14 protein-coding genes are annotated in these 14,488 nt (G+C 56.0%); 6 read left to right on the top strand and 8 right to left on the bottom strand.

Going from position 1 to position 14,488, the window contains the following annotated elements; genetic code table 11:
• Positions 1-217 precede the first annotated feature (217 nt).
• Together Q8W32_RS02525 and Q8W32_RS02530 are read left to right on the top strand one after the other, a co-directional pair.
• On the top strand, positions 218-1,501 hold the full coding sequence (locus tag Q8W32_RS02525) for an FAD-binding oxidoreductase (RefSeq protein ID WP_305413572.1): 1,284 nt from the start codon (positions 218-220) through the stop codon (positions 1,499-1,501).
• Positions 1,502-1,553: 52 nt separating this feature from the next.
• Complete coding sequence (locus tag Q8W32_RS02530; protein ID WP_305413574.1) at positions 1,554-2,228, top strand: TetR/AcrR family transcriptional regulator; 675 nt, start codon at positions 1,554-1,556, stop codon at positions 2,226-2,228.
• Between the two features lie 198 nt (positions 2,229-2,426).
• Here Q8W32_RS02530 and Q8W32_RS02535 read toward each other — a convergent pair whose 3' ends face one another.
• The 8 genes from Q8W32_RS02535 to Q8W32_RS02570 form a co-directional block, all read right to left on the bottom strand.
• Entirely contained in the window at positions 2,427-3,188 is a 762-nt protein-coding gene (locus Q8W32_RS02535; protein WP_303431193.1) for an SDR family NAD(P)-dependent oxidoreductase, read from the bottom strand.
• Between the two features lie 509 nt (positions 3,189-3,697).
• On the bottom strand, positions 3,698-3,991 hold the full coding sequence (locus Q8W32_RS02540) for a PA4642 family protein (protein WP_303431194.1): 294 nt from the start codon (positions 3,989-3,991) through the stop codon (positions 3,698-3,700).
• A 120-nt stretch (positions 3,992-4,111) separates the two neighbouring features.
• Complete coding sequence (gene trmB / locus Q8W32_RS02545) at positions 4,112-4,900, bottom strand: tRNA (guanosine(46)-N7)-methyltransferase TrmB (RefSeq protein ID WP_370693300.1); 789 nt, start codon at positions 4,898-4,900, stop codon at positions 4,112-4,114.
• Between the two features lie 16 nt (positions 4,901-4,916).
• Positions 4,917-5,309, bottom strand: a complete 393-nt coding sequence (locus Q8W32_RS02550) for a DUF423 domain-containing protein (protein WP_305413576.1) — start codon at positions 5,307-5,309, stop codon at positions 4,917-4,919.
• Between the two features lie 55 nt (positions 5,310-5,364).
• Complete coding sequence (locus tag Q8W32_RS02555) at positions 5,365-7,008, bottom strand: cell wall metabolism sensor histidine kinase WalK (protein ID WP_305413577.1); 1,644 nt, start codon at positions 7,006-7,008, stop codon at positions 5,365-5,367.
• Entirely contained in the window at positions 7,001-7,789 is a 789-nt protein-coding gene (locus Q8W32_RS02560) for a response regulator transcription factor (protein WP_305413579.1), read from the bottom strand. Before Q8W32_RS02560 ends, Q8W32_RS02555 begins: the two co-directional genes overlap by 8 nt.
• A 115-nt stretch (positions 7,790-7,904) precedes the next feature.
• Positions 7,905-8,669 (bottom strand): spondin domain-containing protein, encoded by a 765-nt coding sequence (locus Q8W32_RS02565; RefSeq protein ID WP_305413581.1) that lies wholly within the window; start codon positions 8,667-8,669, stop codon positions 7,905-7,907.
• 10 nt (positions 8,670-8,679) lie between these two features.
• Positions 8,680-9,381, bottom strand: a complete 702-nt coding sequence (locus tag Q8W32_RS02570) for a spondin domain-containing protein (protein WP_305413582.1) — start codon at positions 9,379-9,381, stop codon at positions 8,680-8,682.
• Positions 9,382-9,579: 198 nt separating this feature from the next.
• Between Q8W32_RS02570 and ubiD the strand changes: the two genes are divergently transcribed.
• The 4 genes from ubiD to Q8W32_RS02590 all read left to right on the top strand — a co-directional run bounded on the left by ubiD (position 9,580) and on the right by Q8W32_RS02590 (position 14,438).
• Positions 9,580-11,064 carry a 4-hydroxy-3-polyprenylbenzoate decarboxylase gene (gene ubiD / locus Q8W32_RS02575; RefSeq protein ID WP_303431200.1) on the top strand — a complete coding sequence of 495 codons (1,485 nt, stop codon included), beginning with the start codon at positions 9,580-9,582 and terminating at the stop codon, positions 11,062-11,064.
• Positions 11,061-12,128 (top strand): 2Fe-2S iron-sulfur cluster-binding protein, encoded by a 1,068-nt coding sequence (locus Q8W32_RS02580; RefSeq protein WP_305413585.1) that lies wholly within the window; start codon positions 11,061-11,063, stop codon positions 12,126-12,128. Before ubiD ends, Q8W32_RS02580 begins: the two co-directional genes overlap by 4 nt.
• Positions 12,129-12,250: 122 nt before the next feature.
• On the top strand, positions 12,251-13,087 hold the full coding sequence (locus tag Q8W32_RS02585; protein WP_303431202.1) for a mechanosensitive ion channel family protein: 837 nt from the start codon (positions 12,251-12,253) through the stop codon (positions 13,085-13,087).
• Positions 13,088-13,193: 106 nt separating this feature from the next.
• Complete coding sequence (locus tag Q8W32_RS02590) at positions 13,194-14,438, top strand: ABC transporter substrate-binding protein (protein ID WP_305413587.1); 1,245 nt, start codon at positions 13,194-13,196, stop codon at positions 14,436-14,438.
• Positions 14,439-14,488 lie beyond the last annotated feature (50 nt).

A 14,488-nucleotide genomic window follows, 5' to 3' on the forward strand; every position in this document is an offset into this window, starting at 1 on the left:
AGCGTCGGTAGGATAACGATTCGTGTTTGATCTTCAGCTTCAAACCGAACAATAATTCGGTTTAAGGCTATGTCAAAAAGCCCGCAAGAGCAACGCAACCTGTTCGATAATTGCTCAATTTGGCGATTTTGTCAGCACAATAAAAACCGAATTATCATTCGGATTTTATTGTGCTACGGTAGCGCCAGACAGATCATCCGACAGCTGGAGCAAGACCATGCACACACAATCAGATCGCGACAGCTACTATCGCGCCAGTGCCAATCGTGTCAGCGCCTACCCCTCACTGGAAGGGGACATCAAGGCCGATGTGTGTGTCATTGGTGGTGGTTACACTGGCTTGTCGGCAGCACTGCAGCTGCGCGAACACGGCTTGTCGGTCGCCTTGCTGGAGGCGGAATCAATCGGCTGGGGTGCTTCTGGCCGCAACGGTGGCCAGGTTTGCCAAGGCCTGAATATGGCGCATGAGGATCTGGCTGCAAAAGTCGGCCGCCCCACAGCGGACGCCTTGTGGCAGATGTCGCTGGATTCGGTCGAACTGGTCAGAACACTCATCAACAAACATCAGATTGACTGTGATCTTAAACATGGCGTGTTACATGTCGCCGCCAAACCGGGTCACAGCGCCGACATTGAAGCCGCGGTAGCCTATAAACAGGAGGTTCTGGGTTATCAGGACGTGGCTTACATCAAGCCCGCCGATGTACAGGAGATGCTGGGTACCGAGCGTTATTACGGTGGAGAACATTTCACCAATGCCTTGCACCTGCACCCGCTGAATTACGCGCTGGGGCTGGCGACTGCCGCCGAGCAAGCCGGTGTCCAGCTGTATGAACATAGCCGGGTAACAGACTATCAATCGGGCCGAACAACCCAGGTAAGTACCAGCGCGGGCAACGTCTCCTGCCAATATATATTGCTGGCGTGCAATGGCTATCTCGGGCCTCTGGAAAAACGCATTGCGGGCAAGATCATGCCCATCAACAATTTTATTCTCGCCACCGAGCCGCTCCCGGACCACCTCGTCCAACGGATTAATCGCGCCGATGTAGCGGTGGCAGACTCCCGCTTTGTCATCAATTATTTTCGTTTATCGGGTGACAACCGTTTGCTGTGGGGGGGGGGCGAAACCTATACCTCACGCTTCCCCAGCGATATTCGCGCCTTTGTGCAGCAGCATATGCTGGCCTTGTACCCTGAGCTGGCACAGTACCGTATCGACTACGGCTGGGGTGGTACCCTCGCCATTACCCTGAACCGTATGCCACACTTTGAGCGCGTGGATCAAAGTCTGTTTGTTGCCCATGGTTATTCCGGTCACGGCGTTGCTCTTGCCACCCTGGGTGGCAAGCTGATGGCCGATGCCCTCGCCGGGTCAGCCCAGGGTTTTGATCAGTTTGCCGCGGTGCCGACGCCAAGCTTTCCCGGTGGTACCCTGTTGCGCTGGCCCGGACTGGTGGCTGGAATGCTGTATTATTCCCTGCGCGACCGCTTTTTCTGATCCATATTGAGCCTGTTGCCCGGATCACTATCGACGAGGAACCCCTGCACCAATGAGTGATGAACCAGCCCCTGCCAACCCCCGTTCACAGCGTCAGCAAAACCTGCAACCTCGCAGCGAGCCGATGCAACGGCGCTCACGCAAACGCTCACGGGAGATCATTGATATCACGGCTGAACTGCTGGAAACAGTGGGACTGGATGACCTTAGCACCATTCTGATTGCCAAAGCGGTGGGGATTTCGGTAGGTTCGCTGTATCACTACTTTCCCAACAAGCACGCCATTCTGTATGCCATGGGCCAACGCTGGCTCGAAGATGTCGAGCAAGCCTTGCTCGGTATTGCCCAGCTACCGGTTGAAACCCTGCCGCTGGAACAGTTACTCAACAAGGTGCTGGAGCGCCATTTAAAAGTCTACAAACGCCAGAAGGCCGTACTGACACTGGTGCAAGCCATGTTTTCGGTCCCCGAATTACGCCAGTTGGATGAACAACACGACGACCTGGTGATCCATCATATGGCGGTGATATTCAAACGTATGGGAATCCAGAGCCATATTCGCGAACGTGAACGGCTGGGGCGGTTTTATCTGGAAGTCAGCCACAGCGTATTTCTGGTGGTCGTACACCAGAACCCACAGCGGGCGCGGCGGACACTGGATGATTTACACCTGTGTCTGCATGCCTTGTTACAGCATCACTTGCCCGCTGGGCACCCGACGTTGTAGCCGCAGGTGTTGGTATTGTTCCACGTGAAAACAAACAGGGTCGACTGGTAATGGCTGTCGAAACGGCAACAGCAGTGTATCGGTTGCTCCGCGGTTAAGCCGTTCAGGGGCGTCTTAATTATCAGCCTGGCCACTTTCGATCAGCCATCTACCATCAATCAGCCATCAGCCATCGCGGCAAGCTACCGACCAGCGGGATCACAGGCAATAACCGCCATCCACCTGCAACTTCAGCCCTCTGACCGCACTACTGCCACCCAACGCCAGATATTCCAGTGCTGCCACCATATCGTCTGGCTGCAGGATGCGTCCGGCCAGTGTGGATTTCATATTTTCCGTCAGCTGTGCCAACGCTTCCTCATTCATCCCGGCCTTGGACTGGATTTCGGTTAATGTAATGCCCGGTCGCAAACAGTTAACCCGTATACCACGGCTGGCCAACTCCAGATTTAATGGGCCCATGGCCCCTTCCAGTGCAGCCTTGCTGGCGGCATAGGCCGTACAATTGGCAAAGGCCTTGTCCGCCACAATGCTCGAGACCAGCACCACACTCGCCGGGTTGTTCAATACCGGCAGCAATTCATACAAGGTCTGTAATGGCCCCAGCAGGTTGCTGTTTAATTGCTGCTGCAGGTTTGTTGTTGTAAAGGACTCAAAGGCTTGTGGCAAAAAGATACCGGCATTCAGGATCAGGGCGTCCAGCTGGTACCGTTCTGCCAACAGCAATTCCGACAGTTGTGTGATCGCCGTTACGTCTGTCTGGTCACAGCAATAACCACGAGCCGCAGGTGTATCCTGCTGCTTGTGATCTTGATCTGTCCCGTTAAGAGCCGTCAGTGCAACCTCCAGACGCTCCGGCCTCCTGCCGGTGATCAGCACTCGATGGCCCTGCTGCCTGATGTGCTGTGCCGCAGCCAGTCCAATACCCGATGTGGCACCTGTTATCAGTATCGTTTTCATGCATTCACATCCGTTTTATGTCATCTATAGAGAGCATTAGTATCTACTGGAGACTCCGTGCTGAGAAGTATCCAAATGGCACCAATTACGCGTCTGTTTTGGGGGGGGGTGTGGTGCTGCGACAGGTTCAATTATCTTTTACCTAACTTCACTACTTAACTACTACGCTACCTCACCGGTACAGCCTGACCACTGAAGGTGAGCAAGCACGTACGGCATACAGCCATTAGTGCCGATAACGTCCGTTATCTGGACGGTCTGGTGCCGATGTAGTGACAAACAGAAAGCGAGAACAAGAGCGAGAGCAGACACCAGATAATCAACCGCGATATCCGGCGATAACAAGCACCCGGGGATGGGAAAATAACAGTGGGAACACTACCGACGACGCTGACATCCAGCTAACGGCCGATAGTTGAATACAATCCATTCAGACCTGAGTGACCGAACCGGCCGACAGCCAATCAGCCGCCAGCTGGCACATCGTTCACTCAGGTTGATCACCATGATCAGACAGCTCCGGCATCCTTCAGGATCTCGGCGTATTCTGCGCCTTGTTTATGCTGGCTGATGGTCGCCAGAATGGTTTCACCAGCAGCATTGGTGGCATTCAGGTCGTGACCTTTGGCCTTGAACAACTCGATATACTGGGCAAAGGTACCAGGCACCATATAACGATAGGCGCGGATGGCACCGATATAATCGGCGCTGTCACCATCGTAGCTGGGAACGTCAAGAAAGGTGCTCAACTGGTCTTCGCTCCAGTCACCACCAAATACTTTTTCTTTATCTTTCTTTTGCATCAGTATGCTCCGTCGGACGTCGGCAATCAGCGGCCAGACGTTATCAAATAGTAAGTCGGGGGCGGCATTATTGGTGCCGCCGGATTATCGACCTGAGTGATGATCGTGGGCGATCAACGATCAGTCAATCTTGCGGTATTTCATATCCCAGACACCATGGCCTTTACCCTGACCGCGTTTTTCAAACCGCGTCAGTGGTCGGTCATCCGGGCGCTCAACACACTGGCCAGGGCCGGCGATATTGTCATAACCCGCCTGTGCGTCCATCACCTCGATCATGTGCTCCATGTAGTTTTCCCAGTCGGTAGCCATATGGAAGATGCCACCGGGCTTGAGAATACGGCGCAGGGTCTGGGCAAATCCGGTTTGTACGATCCGGCGTTTGTGGTGTTTTTTCTTGTGCCAGGGATCAGGGAAAAACAGCTGCACCGTATCAATGCTGTTATCCGGAATCAGCTTCAGAACCTCGATGGCGTCGTCCTTGTAACTGCGCACATTGGTGACACCGGCTTCTTCTGCCAGGTTGAGCAGCGAGCCGACACCGGGCAAATGCACTTCAACACCGATAAAGTTCTTCTCTGGTGCCGCAGCGGCCATAGCCACCAGTGACTGACCCATGCCGTAGCCGATTTCCAGCACAGTGTGGGCATCACGGCCAAACACATCCGCCGGAACAATCGGGCCATCGGCCAGCTCCAGCCCCCACTCGGCCCACTTGCGCTCCAGTGCCAGCTCTTGCCCTTTGGTCAGGCGGCCAGCGCGGATCACAAAGCTTTTGATACCCCGGCGATAAACGGGTTTGTCGTCCGCCGTTGCTTGTTCCGCCGCGACTTCATCCTCTTCAGGCAAGGCAGTGGCGGCATCGGCCGGAAGATGGTCGTTCAGGTTGTTGGACTCGTGTTCTGTCACTCAGGAATGCCTAACGTTAATCAATGGAAGTAGAAGTCGTCATCGAACGGGCCGCGATAAACAACAAGCCCCAGCCAATCAGCCAGCTAACGCCGCCAATCGGGGTAATCATGCCCAGCATGCGCAAATCCAGCAGCACCATGGCGTACAGACTGCCGCAAAACAGCAGCAGTCCGGCCACCATAAACAGCGCCGCCCGCTTGAGCCAAACCTGCGGCTGGTGCAGTTGCCAACCCCCCAGGCCCAGCAACACCGCGGCGTGCAGCAGATGGTAGTCAACGGCGGTCTGATACACCGTCATCATTGGTGCCGACAGCAGGGGTTTCAGGCCATGGGCACCAAAAGCACCGAGCGCTACGCCCAGGAATCCGGCAATAGCGGCCAGCATCAGGGTGGTTCGTGCCTGCATGGTTCGGCTCCGTCGGAAAAACAATGGCGCATTATAGAGGAGGCATGGCGTTACGTCACAGGGTAGCTTCCCGGGCTGGCAATGAGTTGGCCAGTTCAAAACGGAAGCAGGTGCCCGTTCCTGGTACCGATTCCACATCGATACGGCTTTGATGCAATTCCAGAATGCGTTTGACGATCGCCAGCCCGAGGCCACTGCCTTGTCGCTTGGCCTGCCCTGTGGGGGTTGAGGTCATGGTTTGCGAGCGGCTGGCCTGATAATAACGCTCAAAAATATGTGGAATATCGTGCTGCTGGATGCCGATACCGGTATCGCGGATTTCAATCCGGGTGGCACCCTCAAGCGCCTGGACCTGCAACACCACCGAGCCGCCGGATGACGTGTGGCGCAAGGCATTGTCGATCAGGTTTTGCAGTACCCGTTGTATCATGGCGATATCCGCCACCACATAACTGTCGTGCTGCTGGCCTTGCAAATCCAGTTCGACGCCTTGCTGTTGCGCTTTCAGGCGAAATTCCTGCAAACAGTCATGGGCCAGCTCCAGCAAGGAAAACGGTTCGCTATTGGGCTCGGCGTTGTCGGCCTGTAACAGCGACAGTTCAAACAGCTCGTTAATCAGTTGCGACAACCGCTGACTCTGCTGGCTGGCAATGTCCAGGTAGCCTCGCAACTCCGCTTGCTGCGGGCCGTCGTGCAACCTGAGCAAGGCCGTTTCGATATACCCCTGAATACTGGCCAGCGGGGTGCGTAAATCGTGGGACACATTGGCAATCAGTTCCCGCCGGTTGCTGTCGAGTGCCTGCACCCGGCTGAACTGCTGTTGAATATGTGCCGCCATCTGCTGGAAAGCGAGAGTCAACTGGCCAATTTCATCCGACGGCTGCGGTGTTTTTTGCAGCAATGGCTGCATCACCGACATATCCGGGTAGAGCAGGTTGTAACGCAAGACAGCTTGCCGCAAGCGGGTCAGCCGCCGGGTCAGCACAAAAAAGATCCACAACCCCACCAGCACGGCGGTGACAATACTGCCGACCATCAGCCAGCTGCCCAGCGTAAAGGTGTAGCTGGAAAAAACCGACTCATGCAACTGCCGGTAATGCTGGCCCCCAATAACGGCGTAAACATAACCGAGTGGTCTGGCTCCGCTGGCGTCAGCATCGCCGCTGCTGGCGGTCAGTATGGAGGCTGGAGATGCCGGAATAGCGGCCACGGAGAAGATGTTGCGCTGCTGCGGATTACTGGGATCATCGCCCAGCACAGGGTAACGGGCGTTCGGTTGCAGATACTGTTGAATCGGAGCCAGCGCCACGCGCTGCAAATGCACCTGGTCAGGCGGCAGACGATGACCAAGAATCTGGCCGTTGGCGTCCAGCAAGTAGATTTCCAGGGCAGGGTTCAGCACCATGGCATGCCGGGCCAACTGGTCGAGAGCTTGCTCGTCCACCACGCCGGCTGCATCCAGCAGCGGCTGTTGTCGCGTCACATAACCAGCGACCGGCTGGTTCAGCTGTTGCAACACATTCAGACTGTGGTTCTGGCTCATATAGCCCGACAGTCCCAGCAGCAAGGTGCCCAGCATCACCAGAATCAGCAGCAACGCCAATGCCAGCCGGGTAAACAGACGGCCCCCGAGTGCCATCACCCGGCTGGAGGGTTTCGGGTTCAGCGGATGGCGGTACGTATGATCCGGCTTATCCAAGGCGATACCCCACCCCCCAAACAGTCACAATAATGCGGGGCCGGGTCGGGTCATCTTCGATTTTGGCACGCAGACGATTGATGTGAGTGTTGACCGTGTGTTCGTAGCCTTCTTGCCCTTGCCCCCAGATGCGGTTTAACAAATGGGCGCGGGAGAAGGCATCTTCCGGATGCTGCATAAAATAGCTGAGCAGGTCGAATTCCTTGCCCGTCAGGTCGAGCACCTTGCCCGCCTTGCTGATGCGATGCTGGCGCAGGTTCAGCACCAGACGGTGCGACTGGCTGACCAGTTCATCCACTGGCGCGGTCGGCTCCCGACCGGCCCGCTCGGTTTGTACCCGGCGCAAGATGGCTTTGATGCGGGCCATCAGCTCAATCACACTGAAGGGTTTTAGCAAGTAGTCGTCGGCTCCCATTTCCAGCCCCAGCACCCGGTCCATTTCACTGGAACGGCTGGTCAGCATCAGCACAGGTACGGTGTGACCCCGACCGCGCAGGTCACGACAGATTTCCAGGCCGTCTTTTCCCGGCAAATGTAAATCCAGCACAATCAGGCTCCAGTCCTGTTGGCAGGCCAGTTCAAACCCGGCTTGACCATCGTGAGTTACCTGCACATGGTGGTACTGCTGGCGTAAATGCAAGGCCAGTAAATTGGCAATATCGGGCTCATCCTCAATCACCAGAATACGATGGGCCAGCGCCGCAGAGGCCGAGACCAGGCCACGTTCAGTGGCTCCGGCGGGCGTCGTCGGGTCAGTGGCGGAAGTGAGTGGCGCAGGCATGGCGGGTCTCCGGGCGGTGGCTGTTTTCCTTGTTTCCTTGGTCGCGCGCAGCCTCGGGTTCTTACAAAACCCGTCGGCGGCGGCCCGGACATGCGTCACACCGAGGTATCCGGATTCACTCTGTCCGGGTCACGGTGATCAAGGCCACAGGGTTATCCCAACGATGGACGTGCGTCAGTGCCGAGCTGGCCAGGCCATCGTCCTGCGTGACCACACCGGCATGCAGCGTCACCTGGTCTTGCCGATCATCTCGACTGGCATTAAACCCTTCGCCACCGGCAGCCGGGCCAGGAATGGTCGTCGACGATTCGGTATTGGCTTCGGTGCCAGCGTCGTAGCTGTTGGCCGTTACCTGAAGCGATGACCCCACTGCCAGCTGCGTCACGTCCAGCGCAGAGGCAGCAATCACCCCATCGTTGGTATTCACCAGCATGCTGGTAATACTCAGCAAGATGCTCTCATCCATGGCGCCCATGCTGTCTACACTTATGCCATCCAGCGTTATGGTCAGCGTTGCCGTACCGCCCGGCACAACGACCCCCTCGCCGCTCTGGCTGCTGTACACCGCCGGGTTGCTGTTGGCAGCGGCCAGCAAGGCGCTGTTATCGCCGCCTTCGGCCAATTGCTCCAGCTCAATACTGGCGGCCGTGCCGGTCACCAAGGTGTGATAACCGGCCCCATGTGCCACCACCGCCAGTGGCGACAGGGGTTGCCCGGCCGTGGCATTGGTCACGGTGACGGCAAAGGTTTTGTTGCTGGTTTGTTCAGCGTCGCTCGCGCTGTTACTGCTGTTGTTATCGTCATCAGCCAAACAACCGCTCAAGAGCACCGCGCTGGCCAAGACCGGCACCAGGCCGGCATGCTTGCGTATCAGAATCATCTTAATCACCTCACTTGACCGTCAAGGTCACACGGGCCACCGGGTTCAACCAGCGGTGTACTGTTGAATCGATATCACTGACACCACCACCGAGATCGCTGTCGCCCAGCACATTGCGGTGAATATGAACAAATTCTTCCGCTACTGCGGCAATGCCTGTTGCCGACATGCCAATGCTGGCATCCAGAGGTTCAGGAACCGGGAATCCGGCTTCGCCCGGTGCTCCGCTGCCCCGCATTTCATCATTGGCTTCGGTACCGGCGTCATAGCCGTTGAGGTCGTAGTAATAGGTCCCCGCCAGTGTTGGAATCTCAAGGCTGTTGAGAGCAACAAAGCCGTCGTTAGTGGGCAGCATCATGGCCACAATCGACAGTTGGGTATTCATACCGGTGTCGATATCTGTGCTGGCTGACTGTCCTGCCAGCAACAACCCGGCGGCTGGATTGTCGACGATGACACCACCGGCACCGGTTACATCCGCCGACAAGCCGCTGATATCACCACCTTCAGCCATTTTTTGCAGGTTGGCACTGGCCGCTTCACCCGGCATAAACAGCGCCGTATCGGCATCGTGACCAGCTACCAGCAACGGCGTAAAGGCAATTCCACGCGTCAGGTTGGTGATTTCTACGGTCAGGTCGGCTGCCATTGCCGGGGTCGCCAGAGTGCTTATGGCGGCGGCCAGCAGCGTTGTACGTAAATTCATCATCATGCTCTCCATCATTGGGTTAGGGTTCGCAGCCTGCCAACAGCCTGCTGAACAACCCGTTCAGAATGATGCCTGGAGCCGGTTGCAGTCCTCCCGGAAGTGTTACGGAGTCGTCCGGGTTATCACAGAAGTATCACAGCCTATTGGCTCATTAACCCGCCCCGTTGCTATCATGCCTCTTCCTGAAAGTGAGGCAGCCGCGTGAAATACAACGACCTTCGTGACTTTATTGACCAACTCGAAAAGCAGGGTGAGCTCAAGCGCATCCGCTACCCCGTCGATCCCCATCTGGAAATGACCGAAATCGCCGACCGGGTATTACGGGCAGAAGGCCCGGCACTGCTGTTTGAAAACCCCAAAGGTTACGAAATGCCAGTGCTGGCCAATCTGTTTGGTACCCCCAAGCGGGTCGCCATGGGTATGGGCGAGAACTCAGTTGCAGCACTGCGGGAGGTCGGCAAGCTGCTGGCTTTTCTGAAGGAGCCGGAGCCACCCAAGGGCATGAAGGACGCCTGGGAAAAGCTGCCGATCTTCAAGAAAGTATTAACCATGGGCCCAAGCGTGATTAAAAAGGCCCCCTGTCAGCAGGTGGTCATCGAAGGTGAAGACGTGGATCTGGGCAAGATTCCGGTGATGCATTGCTGGCCCGGAGACGCCGCACCGCTGATTACCTGGCCCCTGGTGATCACCAAAGGCCCACACAAGGAACGCCATAATCTTGGCATTTATCGCCAGCAGGTTATCGGCAAGAACAGGGTCATTATGCGCTGGCTCAGTCATCGAGGCGGGGCGCTGGATTTTCTGGAATGGCAAAAAGCCCATCCCGGCGAGCCGTTTCCCGTCACTGTCGCACTGGGGGCCGACCCGGCCACGATTCTGGGTGCAGTCACTCCGGTGCCCGATACCCTGAGTGAATACGCATTTGCCGGACTGCTGCGCGACAGCAAAACCGAGCTGGTGAAGAGTATTGGGAATGAGCTATTGGTGCCCGCCAGTGCCGAGATTGTGCTGGAAGGCGTGATCCATGCTGGTGACATGGCCCCGGAAGGGCCGTACGGTGACCACACCGGTTACTACAACGAGGTGGATCAGTTCCCGGTCTTCACCGTCGAGCGTATTACCCACCGCCGCGATCCGATTTATCACAGCACCTACACCGGTCGGCCACCGGATGAACCCGCCATTCTGGGTGTTGCCCTGAACGAGGTGTTTGTGCCGATTCTGCAAAAGCAGTTTCCGGAAATCGTTGATTTCTATTTGCCTCCGGAAGGCTGCTCCTACCGTATGGCCATTGTCAGCATGAAAAAGCAGTACCCGGGTCACGCCAAGCGCGTAATGATGGGGGTATGGTCGTTTTTGCGGCAATTCATGTACACCAAGTTTGTCATCGTGGTGGATGACGACGTCAATACCCGCGACTGGCAAGACGTGATCTGGGCGATTACCACCCGTATGGACCCGGCACGGGATACCACCCTGATCGAGAACACGCCTATCGATTACCTCGACTTTGCTTCGCCGGTCTCTGGTCTGGGGTCCAAAATGGGAATGGACGCCACCAACAAGTGGCCCGGTGAAACCACCCGGGAATGGGGTACACCGATCGTCAAAGACCCAGAGGTGGTTGCCCATATTGATGAAATCTGGTCGGAACTCGGTCTTGACCCCATGGACGACAGCCAGTGAACAGTGTGCAACCCGTCACCACGGTAACGGTTACCTTTTTACCGAATCAGGTGACCATGCCTTGCCGCACTGATCAGACCCTGATGGATGCGGCTCATGAACATGGCATCAAGATGAAAACCGCCTGCAAAAACGGCGTCTGTGAAGTCTGTGCTGGTCGTTGGCTGGCCGGCTCTCTAAAATTCAATAATCTCATTGGCCAGCAAATACTTGATCAAAGCAATCGGGTATTATGTTGTATAGCGATGCCCCAAACGGATACCCAGATTGTTATGGCTAATATTCAGCACCCGGATTGCAAAGACCAGGTTAACCTGGCCATGCAAGTCCAAGCCGTCACCCCCTTGACGGAGGAAGTATATGTCGTTGAGCTGCTGGCTCCGGCAGGCAAGGCACTGGATTTCTGGCCTGGCCAGTATCTACTGTTACATATCACCGGCACCGACGGCAGCGAACGGAAAATCCCCTACTCTATTGCCAGCGCCCCGGGCAGCCTCACCGGCTCCGAGCCACGGGCCTTGCAGCTGCATATTGCCAACACCAGCGACACCGCCGCACAGGTGATCAAACAGCTGCAAACCCAGCCAACGATTTCAGCCACCTTGCCGATGGGTGACTGCTTTATCTCCCCCACCCAGCTGCGGGCCTGTGCTGGCAAACCGATCCTGCTGCTTGCGGCGGGCACCGGTTTTGCCCAGATCAAGGCACTGGCAGAAGGCATTCTGGCGCTGGCCCCGGCACAAGAAACCCACCTGTATTGGTCCAACCGCAGCGCTGACGGCTTCTATATGGCCGATTTACCCCAACAATGGGCACATGATCATCCCAATCTGCATTTCCATCCTATACTGGAAGAACAGGCCGATGGCTGGCACGGACGGGCTGGCTGGATCTATCAGGTGATACAGCACGACTTCAAAGACCTCTCCGGGGTCCATGTCTTTGCTTGCGGTTCCCCTAATATGGTCTACGGTACTCTAGAGCAATTGGAACCGCTGGGTCTTGGCGAGACCAATCTGCACTCCGATGTACTGGCTTATGCGCCACGGCCTCCCAAAGCCTGACCGACAAGACAGCCACATCAGCCGAGAATACACGCCGTTCTATTATTGACCGGCAATCACCGACCAGCGATGGCAAACCAGGCGAGGCTTTCCAGGCATCGCCAATCTATTGAGGAATATTTGTGGACTGGCTAAATCAATTCGGAAGTTCATTATCTACGGAAAACATCTGGGCAGAATATCTGCTGCCATGGGGTACCCAGATTGTTCTGGCGTTACTGATATTTTTTGCCGGCCGCATGGTCGCCAATCTGGTGCTGAAAGCCATCACCGGCATGATGGTCAAGGCCCGGGTTGAACCGATCCTGACAGATTTTGTAAGCACGGTACTGCGGGCACTGCTGATGGTGCTGGTGGTGGTGATCTCGCTGTCGCAGCTGGGTCTGGATACGACCTCACTGATCACCTTGCTGGGTGCAGCCGGCCTGGCAGTTGGTCTGGCCCTGAAGGATTCACTGTCGCATTTTGCTGCGGGTGTCATGCTGATTGTTTTCCGCCCGTTCAAGCTGGGGGATTACGTTGAAGTCGGTGGTGTCGCCGGTTCCGTCAACAAGATCACCATTTTCAGTACTCGTCTGAAAACTCCGGACAACCGGGTAGTCACCGTGCCCAACGCCAATGTTTTTGGTAACACCATGGTGAACTATTCGGAAGAACCAACCCGCCGTCTGGATATGGTCGTGGGTATTTCCTACGGCAGCGACCTGCTGCTGGCCAAAAAGATCATGACCGAGATGCTGGGTAATGACGAGCGTATCCTGAAAGACCCGGCCTTCACCGTAGCGGTGTCCGAGCTGGCCGATTCTTCCGTTAATTTTGTTGTACGCCCATGGGTAAAAGCAGCCGATTACTGGGTGGTTAAATGGGAACTGACGGAAGCCATCAAATTACGTTTTGATGCCGAAGGAATTGAAATTCCGTTCCCGCAAATGGACGTTCATCTCAACAAAGTCGATTAAGCAAGTTTCCCGCCTCTACACCCGCTCGATTATGCGACCAATGGCGTAACGCCTTGGTCGCTGAAAAGACTCAAGATGTAATAACAATAATAAGAAGGTTATCGCCATGTATCGTTGCTTTGTGCTCACCGCACTTGCGTTGTCTGCGCTCACCGCTCAGGCCGCCGACTCCATCAAACTGGGGTTGAACTACCCCTCGACTGGCCCCTATAAAGAACAGGGAATCGCCCAGGCCCGTGGTGCCTTGCTGGCCGTTGAGGAAATCAACGCCGCAGGTGGTGTGTTGGGCCGTCCACTGGAACTGATCACGGCCAATACCGCATCCAAACCGGATAAAGCCGTCGAAAACGTCAAGCGGCTGTCGTCCCAAGGGGTCTCGATGCTGTTTGGTGGCTCTTCCAGTGCCGTGGCCATTGCCGCCGGTAAAGAGGCTGCCCGTCAGGGTCTGATCTATTTTGGCACCCTGACCTACGCCAACGAAACCACAGACGAGGAAGGCCATCGTTATATGTTTCGTGAAACCTACAACGCCTGGATGGCCGCCAAAGCACTGGCGTTTTATCTGAACCAGAGTCTGGCCGGTAAAAAAGTGTTTTATCTGACCGCCGACTACAGCTGGGGCCATTCCACCGAAGGCTCCCTGCGCACCTTCACCAATACCCAGGATAAAAACAAATACCCCGGCGTTCTGGTACCTTTTCCACGCCCGAAGCAGGCAGATATTGAAAGTGCTCTGGAAGCAGCAGAACGCGCCAATGCGGATGTGCTGATGCTGGTTCAGTTTGGTGACGATATGGCCAGCACGTTGAAGGCAGCCTATCGCATGGGCCTGAAAGACAAGATGACCATTGTGGTGCCCAACCTGACGCTGGGTATGGCCATCTCCGCCGGTGCTGGCATTCTGGAAGACGTTATTGGTGCCGTGCCCTGGACCTGGCAAGTGCCTTATCTGTACGGCTTTGAAAAGGGCCAGCAATTTGTTGAGCGCTTTGCCGATCGCTTCCAGAAATACCCTTCCAGCTCTGCTGCCTCGGCTTACAATATTGTCTATGAATTCAAAGCGGCGGCAGAACGCACCGGTAGCCTGAGTAGCAGCCGTCTGATTTCCGCTCTGGAAAACCACACCTATACCGGCGTCAAGGACCCACAGACCTGGCGCGATTTTGACCACCAGAGTGTACAGTCCGTGTATGTCGTCAAAGGCAAACACCGGGCGACGGTACTGGCAGACAAGTTTAATGAAGACTACTTTGAAGTCCTGCTGAGTATTCCGGGTAAGACGGCGGCCAAAACCTATGAAGAATGGTCAGCCACCCGACAGGCAGCGGGCAAGTCGCTCACGCTGAAATGATCGTATGATCGATCCGCTCAAGGGAGCGGATCGGGTTTGACCAGAGGTAA

Source organism: Oceanobacter sp. 3_MG-2023 (genome assembly GCF_030688925.1).
Lineage (GTDB): Bacteria > Pseudomonadota > Gammaproteobacteria > Pseudomonadales > Oceanobacteraceae > Oceanobacter.